Annotated in this window: 18 protein-coding genes and 1 other annotated feature; of the genes, 11 read left to right on the top strand and 7 right to left on the bottom strand. The window is 36.6% G+C overall.

Annotated features, from left to right (window positions below; all coding sequences use genetic code 11):
- Positions 1 to 360 precede the first annotated feature (360 nt).
- The gene (locus J0N78_RS06100) at positions 361 to 1056 is read left to right on the top strand and encodes a 5'-methylthioadenosine/adenosylhomocysteine nucleosidase (protein ID WP_209122123.1); all 696 of its coding nucleotides are present in this window, start codon (positions 361 to 363) and stop codon (positions 1054 to 1056) included.
- Positions 1057 to 1313: 257 nt separating this feature from the next.
- On the opposite strand, the gene J0N78_RS06095 is transcribed toward J0N78_RS06100, so the two are convergent.
- The 3 genes from J0N78_RS06095 to J0N78_RS06085 form a co-directional block, all read right to left on the bottom strand.
- Positions 1314 to 2486: an acetoin utilization protein AcuC gene (locus J0N78_RS06095; protein ID WP_209122122.1), complete on the bottom strand. Its 1173-nt coding sequence runs from the start codon at positions 2484 to 2486 to the stop codon at positions 1314 to 1316.
- Positions 2483 to 3127, bottom strand: a complete 645-nt coding sequence (locus J0N78_RS06090; protein ID WP_209122121.1) for an acetoin utilization AcuB family protein — start codon at positions 3125 to 3127, stop codon at positions 2483 to 2485. The genes J0N78_RS06095 and J0N78_RS06090 overlap by 4 nt, the downstream gene beginning before the upstream one ends.
- Before the next feature lie 68 nt (positions 3128 to 3195).
- A complete protein-coding gene (locus J0N78_RS06085; protein WP_209122120.1) occupies positions 3196 to 3828 on the bottom strand; it encodes a GNAT family N-acetyltransferase in 633 nt (210 codons plus the stop codon).
- Positions 3829 to 4074: 246 nt separating this feature from the next.
- On the opposite strand from J0N78_RS06085, the gene acsA reads away from it, so the two are divergent.
- A complete protein-coding gene (gene acsA, locus J0N78_RS06080) occupies positions 4075 to 5790 on the top strand; it encodes an acetate--CoA ligase (protein ID WP_209122119.1) in 1716 nt (571 codons plus the stop codon).
- A gap of 92 nt (positions 5791 to 5882) precedes the next feature.
- Here acsA and J0N78_RS06075 read toward each other — a convergent pair whose 3' ends face one another.
- Positions 5883 to 8780 carry a transglycosylase domain-containing protein gene (locus tag J0N78_RS06075; protein ID WP_209122118.1) on the bottom strand — a complete coding sequence of 966 codons (2898 nt, stop codon included), beginning with the start codon at positions 8778 to 8780 and terminating at the stop codon, positions 5883 to 5885.
- A 133-nt stretch (positions 8781 to 8913) separates the two neighbouring features.
- Positions 8914 to 9127, top strand: a binding site (T-box leader).
- A 44-nt stretch (positions 9128 to 9171) separates the two neighbouring features.
- Between J0N78_RS06075 and tyrS the strand changes: the two genes are divergently transcribed.
- Complete coding sequence (tyrS, locus tag J0N78_RS06070) at positions 9172 to 10428, top strand: tyrosine--tRNA ligase (RefSeq protein WP_209122117.1); 1257 nt, start codon at positions 9172 to 9174, stop codon at positions 10426 to 10428.
- A gap of 237 nt (positions 10429 to 10665) precedes the next feature.
- Here the strand turns inward: tyrS and rpsD are convergent, their stop codons facing one another.
- Complete coding sequence (gene rpsD, locus J0N78_RS06065) at positions 10666 to 11268, bottom strand: 30S ribosomal protein S4 (RefSeq protein ID WP_209122116.1); 603 nt, start codon at positions 11266 to 11268, stop codon at positions 10666 to 10668.
- A gap of 448 nt (positions 11269 to 11716) precedes the next feature.
- On the opposite strand from rpsD, the gene J0N78_RS25720 reads away from it, so the two are divergent.
- Together J0N78_RS25720 and refZ are read left to right on the top strand one after the other, a co-directional pair.
- Positions 11717 to 14023: a sensor domain-containing diguanylate cyclase gene (locus tag J0N78_RS25720; protein ID WP_247747155.1), complete on the top strand. Its 2307-nt coding sequence runs from the start codon at positions 11717 to 11719 to the stop codon at positions 14021 to 14023.
- 269 nt (positions 14024 to 14292) lie between these two features.
- On the top strand, positions 14293 to 14937 hold the full coding sequence (gene refZ / locus J0N78_RS06055) for a forespore capture DNA-binding protein RefZ (protein ID WP_209122115.1): 645 nt from the start codon (positions 14293 to 14295) through the stop codon (positions 14935 to 14937).
- On the opposite strand, the gene hisJ is transcribed toward refZ, so the two are convergent.
- Positions 14929 to 15750, bottom strand: coding sequence for a histidinol-phosphatase HisJ (gene hisJ / locus J0N78_RS06050; RefSeq protein WP_209122149.1), 822 nt, complete (start codon positions 15748 to 15750; stop codon positions 14929 to 14931). The two genes, refZ and hisJ, sit on opposite strands and share 9 nt — an antisense overlap.
- Positions 15751 to 15942: 192 nt before the next feature.
- Between hisJ and ezrA the strand changes: the two genes are divergently transcribed.
- Complete coding sequence (ezrA, locus tag J0N78_RS06045; protein WP_209122114.1) at positions 15943 to 17640, top strand: septation ring formation regulator EzrA; 1698 nt, start codon at positions 15943 to 15945, stop codon at positions 17638 to 17640.
- A gap of 48 nt (positions 17641 to 17688) precedes the next feature.
- On the opposite strand, the gene brnQ is transcribed toward ezrA, so the two are convergent.
- A complete protein-coding gene (brnQ, locus tag J0N78_RS06040; RefSeq protein ID WP_209122113.1) occupies positions 17689 to 19005 on the bottom strand; it encodes a branched-chain amino acid transport system II carrier protein in 1317 nt (438 codons plus the stop codon).
- A 361-nt stretch (positions 19006 to 19366) separates the two neighbouring features.
- Here brnQ and J0N78_RS06035 point away from each other — a divergent pair, with 361 nt between their 5' ends.
- From J0N78_RS06035 to J0N78_RS06015, 5 genes are all read left to right on the top strand, one after another.
- A complete protein-coding gene (locus J0N78_RS06035) occupies positions 19367 to 20512 on the top strand; it encodes a cysteine desulfurase family protein (protein ID WP_209122112.1) in 1146 nt (381 codons plus the stop codon).
- 4 nt (positions 20513 to 20516) lie between these two features.
- On the top strand, positions 20517 to 21722 hold the full coding sequence (gene thiI, locus J0N78_RS06030; RefSeq protein ID WP_209122111.1) for a tRNA uracil 4-sulfurtransferase ThiI: 1206 nt from the start codon (positions 20517 to 20519) through the stop codon (positions 21720 to 21722).
- Between the two features lie 168 nt (positions 21723 to 21890).
- Positions 21891 to 22097, top strand: a complete 207-nt coding sequence (locus tag J0N78_RS06025) for an alpha/beta-type small acid-soluble spore protein (RefSeq protein ID WP_209122110.1) — start codon at positions 21891 to 21893, stop codon at positions 22095 to 22097.
- A 142-nt stretch (positions 22098 to 22239) separates the two neighbouring features.
- Entirely contained in the window at positions 22240 to 23826 is a 1587-nt protein-coding gene (gene mbcS, locus J0N78_RS06020) for an acyl-CoA synthetase MbcS (protein WP_209122109.1), read from the top strand.
- A 262-nt stretch (positions 23827 to 24088) separates the two neighbouring features.
- Entirely contained in the window at positions 24089 to 25702 is a 1614-nt protein-coding gene (locus J0N78_RS06015) for an amidohydrolase (RefSeq protein ID WP_209122148.1), read from the top strand.
- Positions 25703 to 25786: the final 84 nt, after the last annotated feature.

Raw genomic sequence — 25786 nt, 5'->3', positions numbered from 1 at the left:
CCGAAGCGTTAGAGAGGCGATGTTGACTTATCGTAAGGAGGAGAGCGAAGTCCACTAGACGCTGGGCGCTGCAGCTAGACAAGAAAAGCGTAAGCGCCCGTTTAGCGGCGTATGGACTGGAGCCCTCGAATGAGATAAAGGAAACACGCCGAAGCGTTAGAGAGGCGATGTTGACTTATCAAAAGGGCCGGAAAAAGACACCTCGTTTTTCAACATTCTTAGTGATAAATCATGATTTTCTAATATATAATAAGCGTATTCACAGAAATAGTACAATAGCAAAGTAGTGAGATTATTACATAGTTTAGTCGAATGCAATAGCTTAAACTACAATGTTATTAAAATTTGGAGGCTTACATAATGGTAATTGGAATCATCGGGGCAATGAATGAAGAAATTGAGCTCATGAAAGAAGAAATGGAAATTGAAAAGAAAACGAAAATTGCGAAAATAACCTTTTATTCTGGTACGATGGAAAACCATAAGATCGTACTTTGTAAATCAGGGGTGGGAAAAGTCAATGCTGCATTGACAACACAAATCTTAATTGACCACTTTCACATTGAAAAAATTATTTTTACAGGGGTAGCTGGTGCGCTTGAACCTAGTTTAAATATCGGTGACATCGTGATTTCAACAAGTGCAATTCAACATGATATTGATGCGAGTCCTTTAGGGTTTAAGCGTGGTGAAATTCCGATGTTTGAACACACTTCTGATTTTCCTGCAGATTCTTCATTGATTGAGCTAGCAAAGAAAGTGTCCAAACAGTTAGATATACAAGTGGTAAAAGGAAAAGTATTAAGTGGCGATCAATTTATTGCTAGTCAAGAGCTCGTCCATGAGCTGCATGAGACGTTTTCTGGGGCATGTGTTGAAATGGAAGGGTCAGCTGTTGCACAAGCGGCAATGTTAAATGAAATCCCCTACGTCATCATTCGCTCAATATCTGATAAGGCAAATGGTGAAGCGAAAATGAGTTTTAATGAATTTGTTCAAGTAGCTGCTAAACAATCGAATTTTATTGTGAAAGCCATGCTAGAGCATATGGAGTGAAAAGTTAAGTAAAAGAAGAAAAACTAGACTGGTGAGCTGGAGGCGGGTATCTTCATCTTTTATTATTGTATTGCAATTTCAAAAATAATGGATCATTAGTCCGCACCCAGGCTCAAATACATCGTTTTTATGGAAATAGCGAAGCGTGTAACAAAAAGGAGCGATTATCTCGAATAAGATTAAAACGCTTGGATAAAGTAAAATCCAAGCGTTGTTAAATAATGGATTGTTATTTCTTTTGGACGCTAGCCTAATTACTATGATTGCGTTTTCATTTCTCTACGAATATGGTAAAGTGCCTTCTCGACAGTTTTCTTGTTTTTTTCGGTAATTTCAGGCTTTCTTGGGATTTCTGGATATAAAGGATCTGGGTCTTCCCACGTTGAAATTAAAGGGAGGGGAGCCTGTTCCTGCCATTCATCCAACCATACTTTTGGGAGGGGCCCTTTTGCTAAATGAAGTTGGTTTGTCATTTCTAACCAAATCATTGACCAAGCTCTAGGCACAACTCTCCATATGTCGTACCCACCGCCACCAACAGCAATCCAGCGCCCATTACAATACTCGTGTGCTAGGTCATGGGCTAATTTAGGGATCGCCCGATAGGTTTTAATAGTGGAGCATAAATGAGTTAATGGATCAAAGTAATGTGAATCGGCACCATTTTGCGTTAAAATGACGTCGGGCTTAAAAAATTCGATGACTTCACGAAAAGTAGTTTCATAGGATGATATGAACGATTCATCTTCTGTAAAGGCATCAAGTGGAATGTTAATAGAAAACCCATAGCCTTCACCTTGTCCTTTTTCATTCACATGACCCGTACCAGGAAATAAGTAGCGACCTGTTTCGTGAATGGACAACGTACAAACGTCACGATCGTCATAGAAAGCCCACTGAACACCATCACCATGATGAGCGTCGGTATCAACGTAAAGTACTCTTGCACCGTATTTTTGTTTCATATACTCAATTGCAATTGAACTATCATTATATATACAAAACCCTGATGCTTTCCCTCGGAAACCATGGTGTAGACCGCCACCAAGGTTCATTGCATGATCGACTTTATTTTCCATGACGAGGTCAACTGCTGTTAGTGTTCCACCAACGAGTAGGGCTGCTGCTTTGTGCATATTTTCAAACATTGGAGTATCTTCAGTACCAAGTCCGTAATTATTGGCTATACCTATACTTAGTTCGCCCTTTCCTGCTGCTTTTACGGCTTCAATATAGGATTTATCGTGGATCAATGCAATCTCTTCATCCGTTGCTACTCGAGGCTTTATAATATGGTCTTCATTTATAGCATTTAACCTTCTTAATAAATCGTGTACAAGGTTTAGTCTTATGTGATTAAAGGGGTGGTCTTTACTAAATTTATATGAAAGCTGATCTTCAGAATAAATAAAGGCTACATTTTTGCTCATAGGTCTATACCTGGCAAATTCGGCCATAAGACTTTATACCCTACGTTTTCAATTGCTTCAATAATCCCCCTTGGATCCATTGTCTGTACACGAAACGATAATACTTTATAATTAGGATCATCACAAGGGTAAACGAGAACACTTGTAATGTTTACGTTTCTATTCTTGAAAATAGCAGCTATATCTGCTAGTTTACCAGTTATATTTTCAACTCGCACATCGATTTGTGAGCTTGGTTGATGTGCGCCCATCAATTCAACTAATGTGTGGAGAATGTCCGTTTCTGTAATAATTCCAATTAGTTTTTCACCCTCAGTAATAGGTAAGCAACCGATATTATGTTCATAAAAGATAGCTGAAACCTCTGCAACGAAATCAAGCCGATGAGCAGTGATGACATTTGTTGTCATAATTTCAGATATGGGTTTTAAGAGATCTTCCTTATGCTCTTCTGCATGAAAAATAGAAGGACTTGCATCACGAATATCCCGATCAGTGACAATTCCTAAGATGTGCATCTCATCATCAACAACGGGAATATGACGGATCCGTTTTTTATTCATTATTTCAATTGCATCTTTAATGGTTGTTGTCGCTTTTAAAGTTGTAACTTTAGTACTCATAATTTCTTCAACAATCATCTTTTTAGCACTCCTTCCGTACTATCCTAACGTAAACTGTGCAGAATCTCTTTTAATTTATATAAAGGTTAATACATAAAACGGTTTTTAAAGCGGAGACGATCAAACTTTTCAATCGATTCACTATCGACTCGGTTTCCAATCCGAACCATAAGACAATTAGCTGGGTGAGAGCTTATTTCAGGATCATCTGTAGCGTACCAGACGAGTCCACCAGCATTCATCATTTTTTCCATGACTTTTCGGTAATCCCAAACGGAGAGTCCACTTCCTTTTAAATCCCAATGCCAGTAATATTCTGTAGTGATAATGATGTAGTCTTCCATTGCATCATCCATTACGGAAAGTCGAAGCAGGTTTTTTCCTACTTGAATGCCACGGTATTCAGGAGCAACTTCAATAGCTCCTAATTCTATTAAATTTTCAATATTTCCCTCTGACCATCGTTCTAGCGGGTCGGGGTAAACGAACGTCACATAGCCAATAATTTGATTACCATCACGGGCAATATTAATTCTCCCTTCAGGTAATTCAGCAATTCCAATGAGTGCTTTTTTTTGTTGTTCAGGAGGTCTAAAAGCAGTTAAGCCAGGGTGATAATCTAATTTTTCAATTTCAGCCGCCTGTATAGGTCCTTCTATAACTATGGTCCGACCCTTAAAGGGTAATTGTTTATTATAATATGTTTTTACATGGTTCAATGCTGTAACCACCTTTTAAAATGCTAAATGAAAAATTAAATTGAATTTTCTTTAGTCATCATTATACATGATTTAAATTACAAAGTCGTTGCAATAAATTAAATGACACAAAAATTTTATACGATTAAAACTATTGAATTAACTACTATAATTCCAAAAAATCCAAATAGGAATTGAAGAAATATTCGAACTATACTATACTTATTAAGTAAGTAGGGAAATACATATAGGGGAGGAAGATGATAAATGAACGTGCAAACGCTTCCAGCTACAAAAGGTAACCACAATCTAAAAAATTATGACGAAATTGCTACTAATTTTGATTGGAGTACAGTAGAAAAGGAATTTACATGGAGTACGACAGGTAATGTGAACCTAGCCTATGAAGCTATCGACCGTCATGCTTTATCAGATAAAAAAGATAAGGTAGCACTTTATTACAGTGATGCTAAACGTGATGAAAAATATACATTTGAGCAAATGTTGCAGATGTCTAATCGCGCAGGTAATGTTTTAAAGAGTGTTGGTGTAGAGAAGGGCGATCGAGTATTTATTTTTATGCCCCGTTCTCCTGAACTTTATTTTTCTGTACTTGGTGCTATAAAACTTGGTGCCATTGTTGGTCCATTATTCGAAGCATTTATGGAAGGAGCAGTACGCGATCGTTTAGAAGATAGTGCAGCAAAAGTTTTAGTGACTACTCCAGATCTACTCGAACGTGTTCCTGTAGAGGATCTTCCGAATTTAGAAACTGTACTTATTATTGGTGAAAATGTTAAAGAAGAAGGTCCAATTAAGGACTTTAATAAATTAATGCAAGAAGCTAGTAATGAATTAGAAATTACATGGGTTGATCGTGAAGATGGACTTATTCTTCATTATACTTCAGGCTCAACAGGTAAACCTAAAGGGGTTCTTCACGTTCATAACGCAATGATCCAACATTACCAAACGGCTAAGTGGGTACTCGATTTACAAGATGATGATGTATACTGGTGTACAGCAGATCCGGGTTGGGTAACTGGAACATCATACGGAATATTTGGACCTTGGTTATGTGGTGTAACAAATGTTATCCGTGGTGGTCGTTTCAGCCCGCAAGATTGGTATGAAACATTACAACGTTACAAAGTAACTGTTTGGTATAGCGCGCCTACTGCATTCCGAATGCTGATGAGTGCCGGCGATGAGCTTGTGAAACAATATGATTTATCAAATGTCCGTCATATTCTTTCTGTCGGTGAGCCATTAAACCCAGAGGTAGTAAGATGGGGAGCAAAAGTATTTGACTTACGTATTCACGATACGTGGTGGATGACTGAAACGGGCGCTCAGCTTATCTGTAACTATCCTTGTATGGATATTAAGCCTGGTTCAATGGGGAAACCGATCCCAGGAGTAAAAGCTGCTATCATTGATGACCAAGGGAATGAATTACCGCCTAACCGAATGGGGAACTTAGCGATTGAAAAAGGCTGGCCATCGATGATGAGAACAATTTGGAATAATGAAGAAAAATACAATAGCTACTTTGAACTTGATGGTTGGTATGTTTCTGGAGATTCAGCTTATATGGATGAAGAAGGTTATTTCTGGTTCCAAGGCCGAATTGATGATGTGATAATGACAGCTGGTGAACGTGTCGGTCCATTTGAAGTCGAAAGTAAATTAATTGAACATCCTGCCGTAGCAGAAGCGGGTGTTATTGGAAAGCCAGATCCTGTACGTGGTGAAATTATTAAAGCATTCATTGCTTTACGTGAAGGAAATGAACCTTCAGATGAATTAATCGAAGAAATTCGTACCTTTGTTAAAAAAGGTCTTGCAGCCCATGCGGCCCCACGTGAGATTGAATTCCGTGAAAAACTACCGAAGACGAGAAGTGGTAAGATTATGCGTCGTGTTCTCAAAGCTTGGGAGCTTGACTTACCAACTGGTGACTTATCAACAATGGAAGATTAATAGGGGAAGAGGCTAACTTAGGTTAGTCTCTTTTGTCTACTCTTGTTGCAATACAAGAACAAGGCCGACACCAGTGTCAGCCTTGTTCTTATTTATTCGTTATCTTCATTCCCGCTTGAATCAGTAGGTGGTTTAGGTGTTGAAGGATTTTTTGAATCATTATTTCCATTGGACGGTGATTTAGACTTATCATCGTCCGTTTGCTTTTTGTCATCTTCTTTTTTATCGTTATCTTTATTCGGTTCTTCTTTTACTTCCTCTTCTTTTTTTTCTTCTTTCGGTGGTTCGGAGCTCCAGTTTTCACTTTTAGCTATATTAGAAGCTGGCGATTCATTTCCGGCCACATCAACAGCTGTCACATAATATCCATACGTACCAGAATTAATATTATGAGTAGTTGTCGCACTTCCTTTTACACTCGCTATCATTTCAAACTGATTTGTTCCATTTGGTGCTCGGTATATGCGATAACCAATAATATCATTTTCTTTATGCTTTGCCCAAGTTAATGCTGAGCCACTAAGGCTTACATTGGTCACGGCATCTGGTAGTTTGCCATTCTCTTCAGCATCACGATCAGGAATAATATTTTCCAACTTCTCCTGAAGTGATTCATCTAAGTTATAGGCTTCTAAATATTCTTCTTTAATCATCACACCATCGGATGTAAACTCTTCTGGAGTAGTTTCTAAAGCAACATAAGGCTCATCATCGATTAGTACGTATTTCACTTTTTGTAAACTATCGTCCACTTTTGTTGGAACGAACTTTGCATTAAAGAGGTCTGTTTTCACCAACCCAACTTCTTTACATAAATCTGAAGGAAGTAATCCAGAAATACCACAAACGGCTCTTGAAACGATACCATTTGGCATTTGGAAGTTATGCCCTGGTGACATCACTTCTGGTCGGGCATCATAAGCAGCGTTCGCAATGTTTGCCCAGATCTGTTGTGTTCTTTGACTATAGCTAAGTCCGGCAATTCTTCGAGTGCTAATCGGCTTAGGTGTATCATACCCTACCCACACACTCATCGTTACATTAGGGTTGGTCGCAACAAACCAGATGTCGTGAAAGTTCTGAGCCGTTCCCGTTTTACCAGCCCAATCGGCTCTAAATTTTAACCGTCCTGGTAATGAGCTTGCTGTACCAACTCGTAACACATCACGCATCATATCAACCATTAAATAAGATGTTTGTGGCGAAAATACTTCAACTTCTTCGATTTCATGTTGGAAAATAACTTCTCCATCATTGGTTTCAATCTTATCAATCATATATGATTGAATGAAATTTCCACCATTAGCAAATGTTGCATAGGCATTTGTATTTTGTTCAACTGTAATATTGTTTGTTATGGCGCCAAGGGGGGCAGATTCGTAAGGCTCGCCATCTTCTAATTTTATCCCCATTTTTAGCAGTGTTTCACGGCTCTTTTCATGTGGAGTCATCCAAAAGCTTCGAACCGCCGTCGTATTTTGTGACGATTGGAGTGCTTCTCTAACGGTTATTAAACCACGGTGTCGCTTATTAAAGTTTGAAACTTCTTTTGGAGAAGTTTTATAAAACGTAGGAACATCAGGGATGATGTGACCTGGTTGAACAGCCCCTACATCCATCGCAGGTCCATATGCAAGGAGTGGTTTCATCGTCGATCCGTTTGAACGATATGCTTGAGTAGCATGGTTTAATTCTTCACGTTCAAAATCTCGTCCTCCGACAAACCCTAAAATTGCACCTGTTCGATTTTCAATTATCATAGAACCAACTTCTTCTGGTTCACCGTCTTTAGTAGGTCCAAAAAAGCGTTCATCTTTAATGGCTTCATTCATGGCCTCATAAATGTCTTTATCAATTGTTGTATGAATACGATATCCATTTTGACGTAAGTCGTGACGAGCATCAGCAAGATAACTGGAAAGAACTTCAATCCGTTCTTCTCCTTCTAATTCATCGAGTTGTATCCCCGCATCTTCTATATATTTTTTCACTAAAATATCAGCTGCCCGCCGTTCAACTTCATTTGCTAGGTAAGGATATTGCTCTCTAATTGTACGAACAGGCTTCGCTAAATTCGCTCGAATATCATATTCAAGAGCATCTGAATATTCTTGCTCAGTAATGTAGCCACCTTCGTACATTCGTCTAAGAACGGTTTTCATCCGGTTGAGTCCAGGATCTAAATTATCTTTTACTACTACTTTACCTTCATTTCGATAAAATGGTGTATATCCAAATGGACTTTGTGGTAATCCTGCAATAAACGCTGCTTGTGGAATACTTAAATCTTTTGCATCAACACCGAATATCCCTTGAGCTGCGGCTTGAACCCCGGCTATATTTCTTCCATTTGCATTACGGCCAAAAGGTACAATATTTAAGTAAGCCTCAAGTATCTCATCTTTATCAAAAAAATGTTCTAATCGCATGGCAAGTACAATTTCTCGAGCCTTTCGATCAAAGGATACTTCACTCGTTAAAATTTGATTTTTAACCAATTGCTGAGTTAGTGTACTTCCACCTGTTTGGACAGATGAGTTCGTAAACTCTTGGAACGTTGCACGCATAATGGCTTTTGGAACGATTCCTTCGTGTTCATAAAAATATTCATCTTCGGTCGCAATAATCGCATTAATGATGTGTGGGGAGATTTCCGCTAGAGGAATTTCCCGTCTTTCTAAATCAGTCGGAAGCTCTCCTAAGGGGACTTCATTTGCAAAATAAATTTCGCTTATTTCTTCGTAGTTGTATATATCTTGTTTTAAATCTTCATAACTCCTTAATTGCTCATCTTTTACAAGAGAGGCAAAGAAACCAGCTCCTGCACCTCCCACAAAGAAAAACGATATGACCCCAAAAACAATAAAGACTAAAAATAAATTCCATACGACTTGGTATGTAATATCGACCTTACTTAAAATTTTTCTTTGTTTTAAAAAGCTAATTACAGGCTTGCATTTAGTTGATAAAGTATTTAATAGATTTCTCATAGATAAGAACCTCCTAAACTTCAACCAATATTATACCACAATTAAAAAAAGCATTAATATAATTTTATGGTAGAAAGTGAAGTCAAAGATTGACAATAGAAAATAATTATGTTAAAAAGTAAAAATAATATAAATAATTGCATTGATAAGTTTTCAGTAATAGTCTCTCCCTGTTATTAGAGAGCCGGCGGTAGGTGAAAGTCGGTACATAGAGCAACTATGAAATACAGACTTGGAGCAATCTATTATGCTTAATGTATAATGGACGGAGTAATTCCGTTATCATGTGAAGTGGAAGATAAATGTTCTTCAAGAAGGGTGGTACCGCGAGATGTCTCGTCCCTTTTTGAGGAACTTTTTTATTTTAAATCTAATAATAGGAGTGGAACTGATGGATTTATTAAAAGATTTACAATTTCGTGGATTAGTCAACCAAGTAACAGATGAAGAGGGCCTCGCGAACCAACTGACTGAAGGTCAATTAACATTATACTGTGGTTTTGATCCGACAGCAGATAGTTTACACATCGGTCATCTTTTAACGATTTTGACGCTACGAAGATTTCAATTAGCTGGTCATAAACCATTAGCACTTGTTGGTGGAGCGACAGGTTTAATTGGAGATCCGAGTGGTAAAAAAGCAGAGAGAACATTAAATGAGAGAGAAATCGTCGAACAATTTTCCGATCGCATCAAAGGTCAGTTATCACGGTTTCTGGATTTCGAAGGTGATGCTAGTGCTAAACTAGTCAATAACTATGACTGGATTGGAAAGCTAGATGTCATAACGTTTTTACGAGATGTTGGTAAGAACTTTGGTATTAACTACATGCTGGCTAAAGATTCGGTTGAATCACGGATTACATCTGGCATTTCATTTACAGAATTCAGCTATATGATCTTACAGTCTTACGATTTCCTTAACCTATACAAAAATGAAAACTGTAAGCTGCAAATTGGCGGTAGTGACCAATGGGGAAATATTACAGCTGGCCTAGAACTAATTAGAAAAACGTTAGGTGACCAAGAAAAAGCATTTGGGTTTACTATCCCACTTGTTACGAAAGCAGATGGTACAAAATTCGGTAAAACAGAGGGCGGTGCCATCTGGTTAGATGCAGATAAGACGACACCATATGAGTTTTATCAATTTTTAATCAATACAGATGACCGCGATGTAATTAAATTTATAAAGTTCTTTACTTTCTTGGCACACGATGAAATTGAAGCATTAGAAAAAGCTGTTGAAGAAGAACCACATTTACGATTAGCACAACGAAGATTAGCAGAAGAGTTAACTCGCCTCGTACATGGTGAAGAAGCACTTCAACAAGCGATCCGTATTTCTGATGCATTATTTAGTGGAGAAATTAAAAACTTAAGTGCAAGTGAAATTAAACAAGGATTTAAAGATGTTCCATCCTATACTTGTGAAGACGAAAATATGACATTAGTTGATTTACTCGTAGTAGCGAAAGTTTCTCCTTCTAAACGTCAGGCACGTGAAGATATTCAAAATGGTGCGATCTATATAAATGGTGAAAGAAGTACAGATGTTCATCGCCAGCTACAAGTAGAAGATCGAATTGAAGGGCAATTCACCATTATTCGACGTGGAAAGAAGAAGTACTACTTAATCCAATATTAAGAATATGGTCAATTCTTACACACGTACCAAGCTATGGGACTGGAATAATCATAAAAAATAACGGTTTTAGTAATGACATACAGTGTTACTAAAAAAACAGCTTATGTACCAATATCTAAAAAGCGTAATGGAAAGAGGTTAACCACTTTTCTATTACGCTTTTTCAATTAGTGCGTAACTATTACTCTGTGTAAAATAAAAAGAACGATCGGAAAGGTCCGATCGTTCTAAATCTTATTAACGAGAGTAGAACTCTACGATAAGTGCTTCTGTAATTTCAGCAGGAAGCTCAGAACGCTCTGGTAAGCGAGTAAATGTACCTTCTAACTTTTCAGCGTCAAAAGAAATGTATCCAGGAACAAAGTTGTTCACTTCTACAGCTTCTTTAACAGCTGCTAAGTTTTGAGATTTCTCACGAAGAGAGATCGTTTGACCAGTTTTTACGCGGTATGAAGGAATATCAACACGTGCTCCATCAACCATTACGTGACCGTGGTTAACAAGCTGGCGAGCTCCACGACGTGTACGAGCAAGCCCCATACGGTAAACTAAGTTATCAAGGCGAGACTCAAGTAAAGTCATGAAGTTTTCACCGTGGATACCAGGCATTTTACCAGCATCGTCAAAAATACGACGGAATTGACGCTCATTTACTCCGTACATATGGCGAAGCTTTTGCTTTTCTTGTAATTGTAAACCATATTCTGAGATTTTCTTACGTTGGTTAGGACCGTGTTGTCCTGGTGCGTAAGGACGTTTTTCTAATTCTTTACCAGTACCGCTTAATGAGATACCTAAACGACGAGATAATTTCCAAGATGGACCTGTATAACGAGCCATGAATGACTCCTCCTTTGTTATTTTGTTTGAGCAAAACAACAACAGTTTTGGTAATCTCCTGATAAGGTCATTTTGCTTTCATGCACCTTCGCTTCGACAGCTTGAAGTTACGCGATGCACCTCAATACATCATCAGCCGCTGGATTGAGGAACAAAATGAGAGGGTCCAAATCAAGTTTACCTTGGCTGCCTCATTTCACACAAAAAATATTATATAATTTTACTAATGTGATGTCAAGAATAGGACTTTATTCCGTTCACAAAATCTTAAATAAACTTAATATAGAACATATATGAACATATATAATTTATAGTAAAAGAATAATAAATCAGGTATAATGAAATAAAGAAACGATATATTTGGAAAAAAAATCAACATTAATAGTTAAAAATACCTACTTTTCAATTCGAGAATACTGTCAAAAGTATGTTACGGTGGTGCTATAACATGAATCAACTTAATCATAGTGAAGTTAATTCAATAGATGTGTCTAAACTTCTACAGTTTTCAGTCACAGACAGTACTGCAATTGAAAAGTGTTTTCAATCTGCTGTCTTATTTTTAGCTGACGAAAAAGGGGAAATTATCACCATTAGAGAAGTTGGCGGCTTAAAGACAAAAATGATTGAAGTATTGTACCAATTAAAGGATAGTATGCTAGAAAAGGAATATCCTTATTATACAAATGGATGTCAAGTAGATGTAATCCATATTGAATTGCCAGAATCATTATGGTGTGGGTATCTTGGGTTAATTGCTACTGTTACTGATATAAAGCCAGATATGTCAGTAAGAAGCTTTCTTGAAGGGTTTCGTTATTCTCTTAGCCTATCAAGTAAACTATTGCTGTATCGAAATAACTTCATTAGTAAAAGCTTAAGTGAAGCGAAGCATACTCTATATTCTATATTAAAAGAGTCAAATTATTTAATGGAAATAACAAATATTGGGGAACGCGTACTTAAATTAGTACAAACTTCTTTTGAACATTTGATTATTGAAGCGCTTTTCTTTGAGAAATTAGATGATCACCTTTTAAGTTTAGTCATTTCGACTAGCGAAATCAAAGACATTTCGCCTCTTAACTGCTTTTTGCATAAGAAGGCAATTCAAAGTGTTTGGGACATTTATACTAATGAAGAAATGTTGGAAAATGGTTGGATGACCAGTCATTTAAATTATCATTCAGCGATCATTGTTCCTGTCTATAATCAAGATGATGTATCAGGGGCACTTGTAATTTTATTGAAAGAGCAAGTGGGGGAAGACAAACTAGAACAATTGCATTACTTTCTACAGGAAGTGAAGCCGGTGTTGTATCAAGCCCATATTAACGAAAGAACGAGTATTGAGCAAAAGAGAAAAGCGTTGTTACTCCAAGTGACAAAGAAGTTTCATTCATCTATGGATGTTGGCGAGGTTTTGGGAGAAATGATTTATGCGATGGGACAAATGTACCCATCTTTTTCAGTAAATTTGCTACTTTCAAGAGATTGGAAAGTAAATGAAGATTTACCTGTGAAACAATTTTATTATGGAATCGACTCATGTGGGGTAGCAGAAACTGCTTTTCTGACAGGAAAAATTCAAATTGAAGATGAAATAAAAGAGCAATCATCAACAATTTATGCGCCACTCCGTGGGAAACAAGGAATATACGGTGTTATGCAAATTGAGACCGCCAATTCAATGGTATTTCCAAAGCATGAAATAGAATTTATAGAAACACTTGCAGATATAGGTGGAAATGCTTTAGAAAATGCTGAACTATATCAGCAATCACAAAATTTGATAAACGATTTACAATTAATCAATCAAACGTCTCACCAATTAAATTCAAACTTAAGATTATCGGATACGATCCGCTTCATGACCGATCAAATTCTTCGTTCATTTAGCGCTGATGAAGTTGGCTATATTATGTTTTCGAGTAGTGGAGATTTAAATGTACTTGAAGGAAGTACAGGGTTTTATTTTACAGATAAAGCACAGATTCAATTAGCGACATTGAGTAAAAAAATAAAAAAAGAAAAAGAATCATTATTTGTTGGTGATGCAAAAGCGGATGGTATTTATGATATAGACCCGTATCAGTCACTGCTTGCAGTTCCAATGGTACAAAGTGGTGAGTTAAAAGGAATGGTCGTCGTTTTGCATAAAAATCCTTACCATTTTACGTTTGAGAATTTTAAGCTATTACAGTCACTTATCCATCATTCGACGTTAGCATTTACAAATTCAATTTTACATGAAGAGCTTGAACGACTTGTGATTACCGATCATTTAACAAGATTGTTTTCTCGTAATCATCTCGATCAAAAAATCCAAGAATCAATGTTTATTGATGCGTATGGTTGTTTTATATTAATTGACATTGATAATTTTAAATTGATTAATGATACGTACGGCCACCAAGTTGGAGATGATATTATTATCCAAGTAGCGAATGTGATGAAAAAAAATATTCGTGATAATGATATTGCTGCAAGGTGGGGTGGAGAAGAACTTGCGATTTATTTACCAAAGGTCGAATTGCTTGCAGGTAAAAAAATAGCAGAACGTATTGTGAGAAGTGTTGCAATTGAGACGAGTCCTAGAGTGACCATATCATGTGGAGTTTCGTCTTGGAATCAAAATGAGAATGACAAGTCTTTAAAGTTATTATTTAACCTAGCGGATGAGTGTCTTTATGTAGCTAAAAAGACAGGTAAAAACCAAGTTATTGATCAAACGAAACTCTCAAAATCAAAGTGAATTTAATTCAGAAAAGAAAGAGGCTGACATGTTCAGCCTCTTTTCTATGCTCACGTTTATTTAGAGTGGGAGATCGGAATTATTATCGTTAAGAGATCCATTGTATAATTCGACGGTAAACTATAAAAGTCCCTCTTCTTTACCTCAAAAATAATTTCATTATATCAAAACATGTAGAAACTTTCTCTCGGTTTGTCGAGAGGTTTTCAAAGGTCATCTTCTAAGGACAAAGAATTATATATGTACACAGGTTGAAGGAGGAACGGACCATGATAAGTGAAAAAGAAAGTACAAAACTTAAAATTATGGATGCGGCTATTTCTTTATTCAATGTTCAAGGTTTTAATGGTACATCTGTCCGAATGATTGCAGACCGTGCAAAAGTTAATGTGGCATTAATATCCTATTATTTTGGAAATAAAAAAGGCTTACTTGAAGAATTAATGTCCACTTTTTTTGAAGGCTTTATTTCTACCTTAGAAGAAGGAACTCAATTCTTGAATAAAAGAACATCGAGAGACTGCTTATTAATTACATTAGAAAATGCACTTGTATATCAACAAGAACACCATCATTTAGCTCGTTTTGTTCACCGGGAAATTACATTAGATACAATGCTCGTACGAGAAGTGATGAGTACGTATTTAATGAAGGAAAAACATGTGTATTATCAGATCATTAAAAATGGGATGGATCGTCAAGAATTCAGACGTCAACCTATCGATTTCATTATTATTCAACTTAGAGGGATGTTGATCATGCCGTTTTTACATCCTCAATATATACGTGAAGTTCACCATTTAATACCACACGAGCGTTATTTTTTAAAACATTATATCAGCTATCTAACGATGTGGATGGATAGTTATTTAAGCCAGAAGCCAAACCGTTTGGTTACAAAGGCGTTAGGATAACCGTTTTGGAATGCTAAATACTGTATCTTTCCACAATTTATCTATCCCTTGAAATAACCCTTTAGTACTATGGGCATCAGACCCGTAGATAAGGGGGATTTTTTTTTGGATCGCTTTCTTTACCACATCATCTGGTGGATATGGCTCTCCGCATAGTGGTTTTACAACTCCAGCGCTATTATAATCTAATTCCATATTATTTTCTTTTATTTTATCTAGCAATTGTTCGATTCTTGCGTCGAAACTAATGGAAATCGGGTACTGTTGTTGGAACTTTTTTACTAAGGTTATATGTCCGATCCTTTTCGGCTTATAGTTCCCTAAATTAGTCTTGATAGACTGTTCAACTGTAGTATAATATGTGTTGTAAATGGCTTCGACGGACTGAAAACTATCAATCATCGTTTTAAACATTTCAGGGCTGTAATCAAGGCAATAATAGTCGTGATTATGCTTTAAAAAATGAACAGATAAAATGGCATCGTCTAAATATGGACCAACCTCATCTAAGATGCTCCGTGTTTGCTCTTCGTATCCTTCAATGAAATCTACTTCAAGTCCTAATAATATTGAGATTTCACCTTGATATTTCTGTTTTAATCGTTGGATTTCTCTTATGTACGAATCAAGGTCTTCCCAATTCATCGCACTGTCTTTATGAGGAACGGGATCGTGGAAACCTTTAGGGAGTGGTGCGTGCTCAGTGAATGTGATCCCTTTTAATCCGAGTTTCATCGCTTTTTTGACATAAGATTCTAAATCATCATTTGAACCGTGGGGGCAATATGGGGTATGAACGTGGCCATCGTGAATAATCATTAAATACACTCCTTTAATTTAACTTTTCCTAAAAAAAGTCAACCCAAATCCTTTGTTACATGGTATCATAATATGTATCAAAATCTATCATAAAACATAATATACTGTTGAAATTAATGATATTATAGCATTGCTCATAAAGATTACATATGATTAGGACTCGTTAGGATGGAAGGGAGACCTCAAATGGTTTATTTATATATATCAATTGCTGTCGTGCTACTATTTTTTGGATATGGGGCTTGGACGAGGAAGAGTATTTATAGGCAAGTTGATCAATTGGAAGATTGGAAGATGAATATATTAACTCGACCGATAACAGACGAAATTGCAAAAGTTAAAGGGCTTACGATGTCAGGAGAAACAGAGCAAAAGTTTGAGACTTGGCGAAAAGAATGGGATGGCATCGTTGATATCGTTTTACCAGACATTGAAGAGGATTTGTTTGATGTTGAAGAGCTAGCTAATAAATACCGCTTCGGTAAAGCAAAAGCGAAAAATAAACTTATTGAAGAGCGGTTAACAGAAGTAGAAACTCAATTAAAAGAAATGCTTGATGATATAGATGTATTGGTTCAAAGTGCAGAGCAAAATCAGACGGAAATTGGTGATGTGAAGAAGCTATATCAAGATATGAAGAAACACTTCTCCAATCATCGTACTTCATTTGGTAAAGCAGCAATTCTAATTGAAAAGAAAATAGAGGGAATTTATGAAAAATTCTCTTCATTTGAAGAAGCAACTAAGTCTGGGAATTATATTCAAGCACGTGAAGTTCTTGTGGTGATTAGTGATGAAATCAAACAAGAAACAGCGGTAATGGAAGCGATTCCTAAATTTCTCGTTCAAGTACAAACGAATATACCGAACGATATAAAAAACTTGCATTTTGGAATAAAAGAAATGCAGGAAGCTGGATTTTACCTTGAACATTTTAACTTTGAGCAAGCAATTGAAACAATTAAAGAAAAATGCGAAAAGTTAGTGGTTGCTATACACGAGTTAAAATTAGAAAAAATGGAAGAAAAAATAGCAGAATTACAACAACAAATTGATGATATTTATGATGCTTTAGAGACAGAAGCAAAGGCGAAGCAATTAGTTCAAACGTATATGGAGCAAATAGCTGATAAGTTTATTCAAACAGATGAAAAACTCGAAGATTTAAATGAAGATGTCCAACTTGTTCAACAAAGCTACCGGATTGCTGAAGAAGAACTGAAAAATCATCAGCAAATCAATAAACAGTTAAAAGATTTAACAATGCAATTAAGTGTTATTGAGGATGCAACGATCAATAATACACAATCTTTTACTACGGTGCAAAAAATGGTGGAGTCCTTTAATAGTGAGTATGAGCAATTAGAAGTAGCTCTAGAAGAATCTCGAATAGCATTAGATACTTTGAGAAAAGATGAACTAAAAGCAAAAGAAACATTAAAAGAATTAAAATTCAGATTGCTTGAAGGAAAGCGGATCGTTCAAAAAAGCAATATTCCTGGATTACCTTCTTATATCAACAATGAACTAGAAGAAGGAGAGAAGAGACTACTCGCTGCTATTGAGAAATTAGGAGAAATACCACTAGATATGAGCGGGGTTATCCGTATTGTTGACGCAGCTGCAATTGCTGTTAATAATGTTTTTACATTAATTGAAGAAACTGTTGAAAAATCACAATTAGCGGAACAGCTTATTCAATATGGAAACAGGTACCGCAGGAGATCAGAAGAAACGAATGCACAGCTAAGCGAAGCTGAAATGGCATTTCGCAGCTTTTATTATGATGATGCGATTGAACTTTCCTTATCTGCTATTAAACAGTATGAACCGAATGTCTTAGATAAGTTTACTGAAAAAGAGAAGAGTATAGTTTCCGTTTAAAATCAATAAAAAGGCTGACATATAATAAGTTGTCAGCCTTTTTATTGATTATTTGTTTAATTTTGAGCCCCCGGAAAAATAACCGATAACCCCACCGACGATGGCTGGAATAAGCCAGCCTACACCTTCTGAATACAAAGGAATGTAACTGTATAAAGAATTAATGTAGTTTAATTGCAAAGGAGTTACATTTAAGCCATCCACAATACTAATTACTCCTGCGCCAATTAAAGCACCGCCATATACTTGTGGCATACCTTTAAAAGATTTGTGCAGAAAGGAAAGAACAATAAGAACGATTGCGATTGGATAGATAGCAATTAAAACGGGTAATGAAAAAGAAATTAATTGCGTTAGACCCATATTTGCCATTGTTAAACTAAAGAGGCAAATAATTAATACGACCACAGGGTAGGAGAGTCTTGGCAATAATTTAATAAAGTATTCTCCGCAAGCTGATACAAGACCAACTGAAGTTGTTAAACAAGCTAATGTTATAACGAGTGCTAGTAAAATAGTTCCGAGTATTCCAAACAGTTCATGCGCTGTTCCAGAAAGGATCGCCCCTCCATTGTCTAGCATTCCTAGTTTGGATACACTACTTGCCCCTAAGTAAGCTAATACTAAATAGACGAGAGCTAATCCTGTTCCTGCAATAATTCCGGCTTTAACCGTTAAAGAAGTAATTGTCCGACGATCGGTAATTCCCCGTTCAGTAATGCGTGATACGATGACGATACCAAAAACGAGTGCAGCAATTGTATCCATTGTTAAATAACCATCAAGAAACCCTTTGAAAAAAGGAGCAGATTCATATTCAGGAGCAATACCTTCAATTGCACCAAGTGGTGTTACTACCCCTTTTACGGCAAGAAGCGTAATAATAAATAATAGGATAGGTGTTAACAGCTTCCCTACGCGATCAACAAGTTTTGTTGGGTTAAGGGCTAGCCAGAATGTTAATCCGAAAAAAATGACAGTGTAAAAAAATAAGGGCATATTAGAAGTAACTAACGATGAACTTAGAAAAGGAGCGGCGCCTATTTCGTAAGCTACTGTACCGGTTCTAGGAATACCAAAAAAGGGGCCGATTGCTAAATACATCGTTAAAGTAAAGATTACTCCAAATAAAGGGTGAACACGATTTGATAAATTTTGTAAATTTCCTCCAGTTCGAGCGATGGCAATGATTGCTAAAAGTGGAAGGCCCACTCCTGTAATTAAAAAACCGATTGTACTTAACCAAACATTTTCTCCTGCTGCTTGTCCCATTGCTGGTGGGAAAATTAAATTGCCAGCACCTAAAAATAATGCAAACGTCATTAGGCCGATGGCAACGACTTCTTTTGTTGAAAGTGTGTTCATTTATTTACCTCCGATGAAAACGTTTTCTTGTACGTAGATAATACTATCATAATTTTAAAAAAATTATATTAACATAGGATAAGATGTAAAATTAAAATTATTCTTTCATTTCTAAACATTAAAAGTATAGTCAAAGTTTCATTCTTCTCTAATCATCTTTGTTTTAAGCTGTTTTCGTAAACTTTGTTGCTATTGAACCGTTAACCAAGCTTTCGCTTGGTTAACGGTTCAATAGCTAAAAGCAACAATCTTTTAGAAAAGAGCCTTGTTTTATTAATTACCATTAGTTATTTTTATATGATATGATAATTAGTTGTAAAAAGTAGACCGTTATATTTGTAGGAAAAGGGGGTATGTGTAAATGATCTATTTAGACAACAGTGCAACGACAAAGCCCTATAAAGAAGTCCTTGAAACGTATGTAACCGTTTCTGAAAAATATTTTGGGAACCCGTCATCTCTCCATGCATTAGGGTTAGATGCTGAAAAAGTGTTAACAAGGTCAAGAGAGGTTGTAGCTGAAATATTGGGTGTTAAGGCAAAAGAAATTATTTTTACCTCTGGAGGTACAGAGGGTAATAACTTAGCTATAAAAGGGATTGCTCATGAACATAGTACGAGAGGGAAGCATATTATTACATCTGTTGTTGAGCATGCGTCAACATATGAAACATTTTCTGAATTAGAAAGCAAAGGATTTGATGTTACGTATGTACCAGTAAATGTGCTTGGAAAAATTTCTGTCGATGATATAAAAAAAGCGATTCGACCAGATACAGTTTTAGTATCGCTCATCCATGTGAATAATGAAACGGGTACAATACAACCCGTTGGAGAAGTAGGCCAAATGCTAAAGGAGTATCGAAAAGTTTTCTTTCATGTAGATCATGTTCAAGGAATTACTAAAGTTCCACTCACTATTAAAAAGCACCATATCGACCTTTGCACGATATCAGGTCATAAATTTCATGGCGTGAAAGGAACTGGCGCATTATATGTAAGAGAGGGTATTAACCTATCTCCAATGTTGCATGGTGGTGTGCAAGAAGCAAAGTTAAGGGCTGGAACAGAAAATGTCCCAGGAATTGCTGCTTTAGCGAAAGCTCTCCGCATGACTATTGATAAGTCAATCAATGAGCTAGCAAATCTTCGTCAATTACAACAGATCGCAATTGATGGATTGAATGAAATAGAAGGGATTGTCCTAAATAGTGGAGTTGGGGAAGGACATGCTCCTCATATTGTTAATTTTTCTATTCCTGGTGCTAAGCCTGAAGTTGTTATTCAAGCTTTATCTCATCAAGGTGTTTACGTATCTACGAAATCGGCGTGTTCGTCAAAAATATCTTCGCCGAGTCGAGTAATATTAGAAATGGGCTTAGGAAATCAAAGAGCGGAAAGTGCTATTCGAATTAGCTTTTCTTTTGAAACGACAGATGAGGAAATTAAAACGTTTTTAAAAATAATGAAAGAAGAAGTTCCAAAATTATTACAAGTTATGAGGTAGAGAGATGAAATACGATCATATATTAGTAAGAATAGGTGAATTAGCACTAAAAGGGAAGAACAGGAAAGTGTTTGAAAGAGCATTGGCTAGCAACATTAATGTTGTTTTAAAAGGCTATGATATTAAAGTGCATTCAACTTTTGGCAGAATTATGATTGAGCTAAATGATAGTCGAGAAGATGACATTATTGAAAAACTTAAAAATGTATTTGGTATTCACTCATTTAGTTTAGCGTTAAAAGCAGAAAATGAATTAGAGGAAATCCAAAAAGGAGCTCTTATTGCCTTAACTGATAGCAGAAATCAACCAGTTCGAACCTTTAAAGTAACGGCTAAACGTCCGAATAAAAACTTCCCGATTGGTTCACAAGAGTTAAATCATCTTGTAGGAGGATATATCCTCAAAAATACAGAGAATATTACTGTTGATGTACACAATCCAGATGTTGAAGTAAGAGTAGAAGTAAGAGAAAAAGCCACGTATATTACATGTGGTAACATTTCTGGAGCAGGTGGTTTACCAGTTGGTACAGGTGGAAAAGTAATGTTGATGTTATCAGGTGGGATAGATAGCCCTGTTGCTGGTTATTTAACGATGAAGCGAGGAGTAAGAATTAATGCAATTCACTTCCATAGTCCTCCATATACAAATGAAAGAGCAAAACAAAAAGTGAAGGATTTAGTTAAAATATTAACGAAATATTGCGGTACGATCCAATTGCATCTCGTCCCATTCACTGAAATGCAAACGACAATTCATGAGAAAGTTCCAAGCGATTATGCAATGACCATCATGAGAAGAATGATGCTACGCATTAGTGAAAAAATTGCCAATAAGCAAAATGCGCTTGCGATTACAACAGGAGAAAGCTTAGGACAAGTAGCAAGTCAAACCCTGCATAGTATGAATACAATTAATGAAGTTACAAATTTACCAATATTGAGACCTTTAGTAACGATGGACAAGCTGGAAGTTATTGAGGTTGCAAGAAATATCGGGACATACGAAACATCAATCTTACCTTTTGAAGATTGTTGTACGATCTTTTTGCCATCTAACTCTAAAACGAGACCGAGAAAAGAACTTGCCCATAAATTTGAAGCAAATTTTGATTTCGTTTCGTTAGTAGAGAAAGCTGTTACAGAAACAGAGATTGTTACCATTCGTCATCAAGCGAAAAAGGAAGAAAGCGTTGATAAGTTATTTTAATATAGAAGTAGAGGCTGTTTCGTCTAACAGCCTCTATTTTTTTGCCATTTCAAGTTAGTTAAATATAAATTTGGTAATGTCAAGTAAGATGCAACAATTACCAATCTGAAACTTGTATGAAATCAACCCTTCTAACACAGTCTATAGTTAACAAAGGAGGTGATGAACATGCCAAACAACAACAGCTCAAATCAATTAGTTGTTCCTGGAGTACAACAAGCATTAGACCAAATGAAATACGAAATCGCTTCTGAGTTCGGTGTTCAACTTGGTCCAGATGCAACTTCTCGTGCTAACGGTTCTGTCGGTGGAGAAATCACTAAACGTTTAGTTCAAATGGCAGAGCAGCAAATGGGTGGTTTCCAACAACAATAATCTAAATACCATTAATATCATGGCTGATGAGGGTACGGTTTATACCGTACCCTTTAATTTTTTATTTAAAAAAATATTCAAAATAATAGTCGAATTCTGTTATAATAAACTTGTCCGATAATTTTGACGAGGGGGAAATAACATGAAACGCGAAGATCTTATTGCTCCAGAGTATTACAATTTAACACAAGAAATCGAGAAATTTGCGCAGAACGAAGACCTGGTAGCTATTAAATGGTTGAGTGAAGCAGGCGAAACACGTAATGTAACATATGCTGAATTAGTAAAAAAAGTAAATAAAATTGCAAACGCTTTCCTCAGTCAGGGATTAAATCAAGGAGATCGAGTATTATTACTTCTTCCAAGATTACCGGAGGCGTATTTTACTTATTTAGCTTGTTTAAAAGCAGGATTAGTTATTATCCCATGTTCAGAAATGCTCCGTGCAAAGGATTTAATTTACCGTATTAATCATTCAGAAGCAAAAGCAGTTATAGCATATTATCAATTCACAACGGAAGTAAATCTCATTCAAGATGAAATGCTATCTTTAACTCATAAGTTTGTCGTAGGCGCAGAAGAAGATGGTTGGAAATCTCTTGATGCATTAGCAGCAAATGAAAGTGATGTTTATGAAGGTGCTAAAACAAAACGTGATGAAATGGCATTTTTACCATACACATCAGGTACTACTGGAAACCCTAAAGCCGTAGTTCATACACATGGCTGGGCATATGCGCATTTACAGACAGCATCTAAAAAATGGCTAGGTGTTCAAGAAGGGGATTCCGTTTGGGCAACGGCTGCTCCAGGCTGGCAGAAATGGATTTGGAGTCCATTCCTTTCAACGATAGGTATGGGAGCTACCGCATTTGTATACCACGGTAAATTTGACCCGAATAAATATTTACAACTTCTTCAAGACCATGAAATTAATGTATTATGTTGTACGCCTACAGAGTATCGCTTAATGGCAAAAGTAGATAACATTGAACAATATTCACTACCAGCATTACGAAGTACAGTATCAGCAGGAGAACCACTTAACCGCCAAGTCATTGATACATTTAAGAAGCATTTTAATGTAGAAGTACGTGACGGTTATGGCCAAACAGAAAATACTTTACTAGTTGGAACTTTGATGGGGATGGAAATTAAGCCAGGCTCTATGGGTAAACCAACACCAGGAAACGAAGTTGACATCATTGATGAAGATGGGAACCCTGTAAAACCAGGTGAAGTAGGCGATATTGCTGTTCATCGAAGTACACCTGCACTTTTCACTGAGTATTATAAAGATCCTGAGCGTACAGCAATGGCGTTCCGTGGAGATTGGTATATTACAGGTGACCAAGCGAAAAAAGATGAGGATGGCTATTTCTGGTTTGAAGGACGTAGTGATGATATCATCATTAGTTCGGGTTACACGATTGGGCCATTTGAAGTAGAAGATGCACTAACGAAGCATCCAGCAGTTAAGGAATGTGCGGTAGTCGGAAGTCCCGATGAAATTCGTGGAAGTATCGTTAAAGCATTCATTGTCTTAAGAAATCCAGAAGATGAAAAAGACGAAAACTTAATTGCTAGCTTGCAGGATCATGTTAAAACATTAACGGCTCCTTACAAGTACCCTAGACGTATTGAGTTTGTCCAAGACTTACCTAAAACAACTTCAGGAAAAATTCGTCGTGTTGAGTTACGTCAACGTGAAAAAGAATTGCTAGCATAAAATCAACCCATTTTTTGAGTGAGCGCTCGATTATCTAAAGGTAGGAGATATTTCTCCTGCCTTTTTTTCTATCTTCAAGGTCTAGCGTTTTCGAGATCAATTCATCTTTCTGAAAAAGTAAAAATATGAATTTTATCCTATTAGAACATTTACTGGTCATGTTTGATTAAGTGTCTTTTACTTTTCGTGTCTTTATTTGCATTTTCCGTGTAATTTTGTGAAGATGTTAATTAGTGATATGTTAATGAAAGTGAGTGGTATGATGGCAACATTATGGTATGGTGGAACCTTCTATACAATGAAAAAGGAAGGAGAACAGGTAGAGGCTGTTTTAACAGATAGAGGAAAAATAAAAGCGCTTGGGACAATGAATGAGCTTGAGAGTCAGTTTGAAAGTGAAATTACGAAGCGAGTCAATATAGATGGTGGTTTTGCTTACCCAGGATTCGTTGATAGTCACTTACATATGATTGGCCATGGTGAACGATTACTACGGCTTGATTTATCTGAAGTACAGTCGGCTGATAGGATGAAAGAGTTACTAATGGAAAAAGTTAATGAAGCTGATGAAGGAGAATGGGTCATAGGAGAGGGGTGGAATGAGAATAATTTTTCAGATCGGAAAATTTTTCACTATACAGAATTAGACGAAATTGCTCCTAACCACCCGATGCTTTTAAAACGTATCTGTCGTCATGCGTTATTAGCCAATAGTAAAGCCATGGAGCTCGCTAATATTACAAAAGAAACAGTCGACCCACAAGGTGGCGTGATTGTTCGTGATACGAATGGACAACCGACGGGGTATTTGTTAGATGAAGCACAAGAGTTAATTAAACAAGTCGTTCCTGAAGAAAGTGCTGATTACTTACATAAAGCGTTAACAAAGTCGATAGATGATATGCTTAGACTCGGTTTAGTTGGGGGGCATACAGAAGATTTATCTTACTACGGGTCTCCTGAGCGACCGTTACGAGCCTTTAATCAGGTCATTGATGGACAAACGCGAAAGTTTAGGGCTCATTTACTCGTTCATCATCAAGTAGCGAAAACTGTGCAACATCAGTTCGAAGCTTCATTTAAAAACCACCCATATATAGAGTTAGGTGCGATAAAAATCTTTGCTGATGGAGCTCTCGGTGGAAGAACCGCATTATTAAGTTCACCTTATAATGATGCACCTGATACAAACGGAGTCGCCATTCACTCAGAAGAAGACCTTTTAGAAATTGTAAAATTAGCAAGAACGATGAAAAAGCCTGTCGCTATACATACAATTGGTGATTTAGCTGTGGAATACGCTTTAAATGCGATTGAAAAATATCCACTCATTGGTGAATTACCTGATCGATTGATTCACGTACAAGTGTTAAGAAGTGAATTAATTGATCGTTTAAAAAAACTTCCAGTTATTCTTGATATTCAGCCTTCATTTATCGCTTCTGATTTTCCTTGGGTAGAAGAACGACTTGGTTATGATCGGTTGTCTTTATCTTTTGCATGGAAAACACTATTAAATGAAGGCCTTGTATGCGCAGGTGGGTCCGATGCTCCGATTGAAAGTGTAGATCCACTATTAGGAATCCATGCTGCTGTAACAAGAAGAAAGGTGTCTGAAGATCACATCGGCTATTTACCTGAACAAAAACTATCTATGTTTGAAGCCATCAAATTATATACCTCTGGAAGTGCAGCAGCGATCAATGCACAGGATCGCCTGGGCTTGATAGATAAAGGATTTATGGCGGATTTTACAATATTTGAAAAAGATCTTTTCCAATTAGATGGTAATGCAATTATTGAAGCTAATCCGATAATGACAGTCGTTGATGAGACGGTCATGTATAGCCAATCAGAGGTTGACACTAGGAAATGATCATAGCCCTTTTTTAGGGAAGAGAGAGTCAATAGAAGGTATTGTGCCTAAAATTGTAGATCTAAGCGCGAAAGAGAAATGTCC

It is taken from the genome of Alkalihalobacillus sp. BA299, from assembly GCF_017745675.1.
Lineage (GTDB): Bacteria > Bacillota > Bacilli > Bacillales > Bacillaceae_F > Alkalihalobacterium.
Note: the sequence above shows the minus strand (reverse complement) of the source record. Positions and strands in the feature narration are given on the sequence as shown.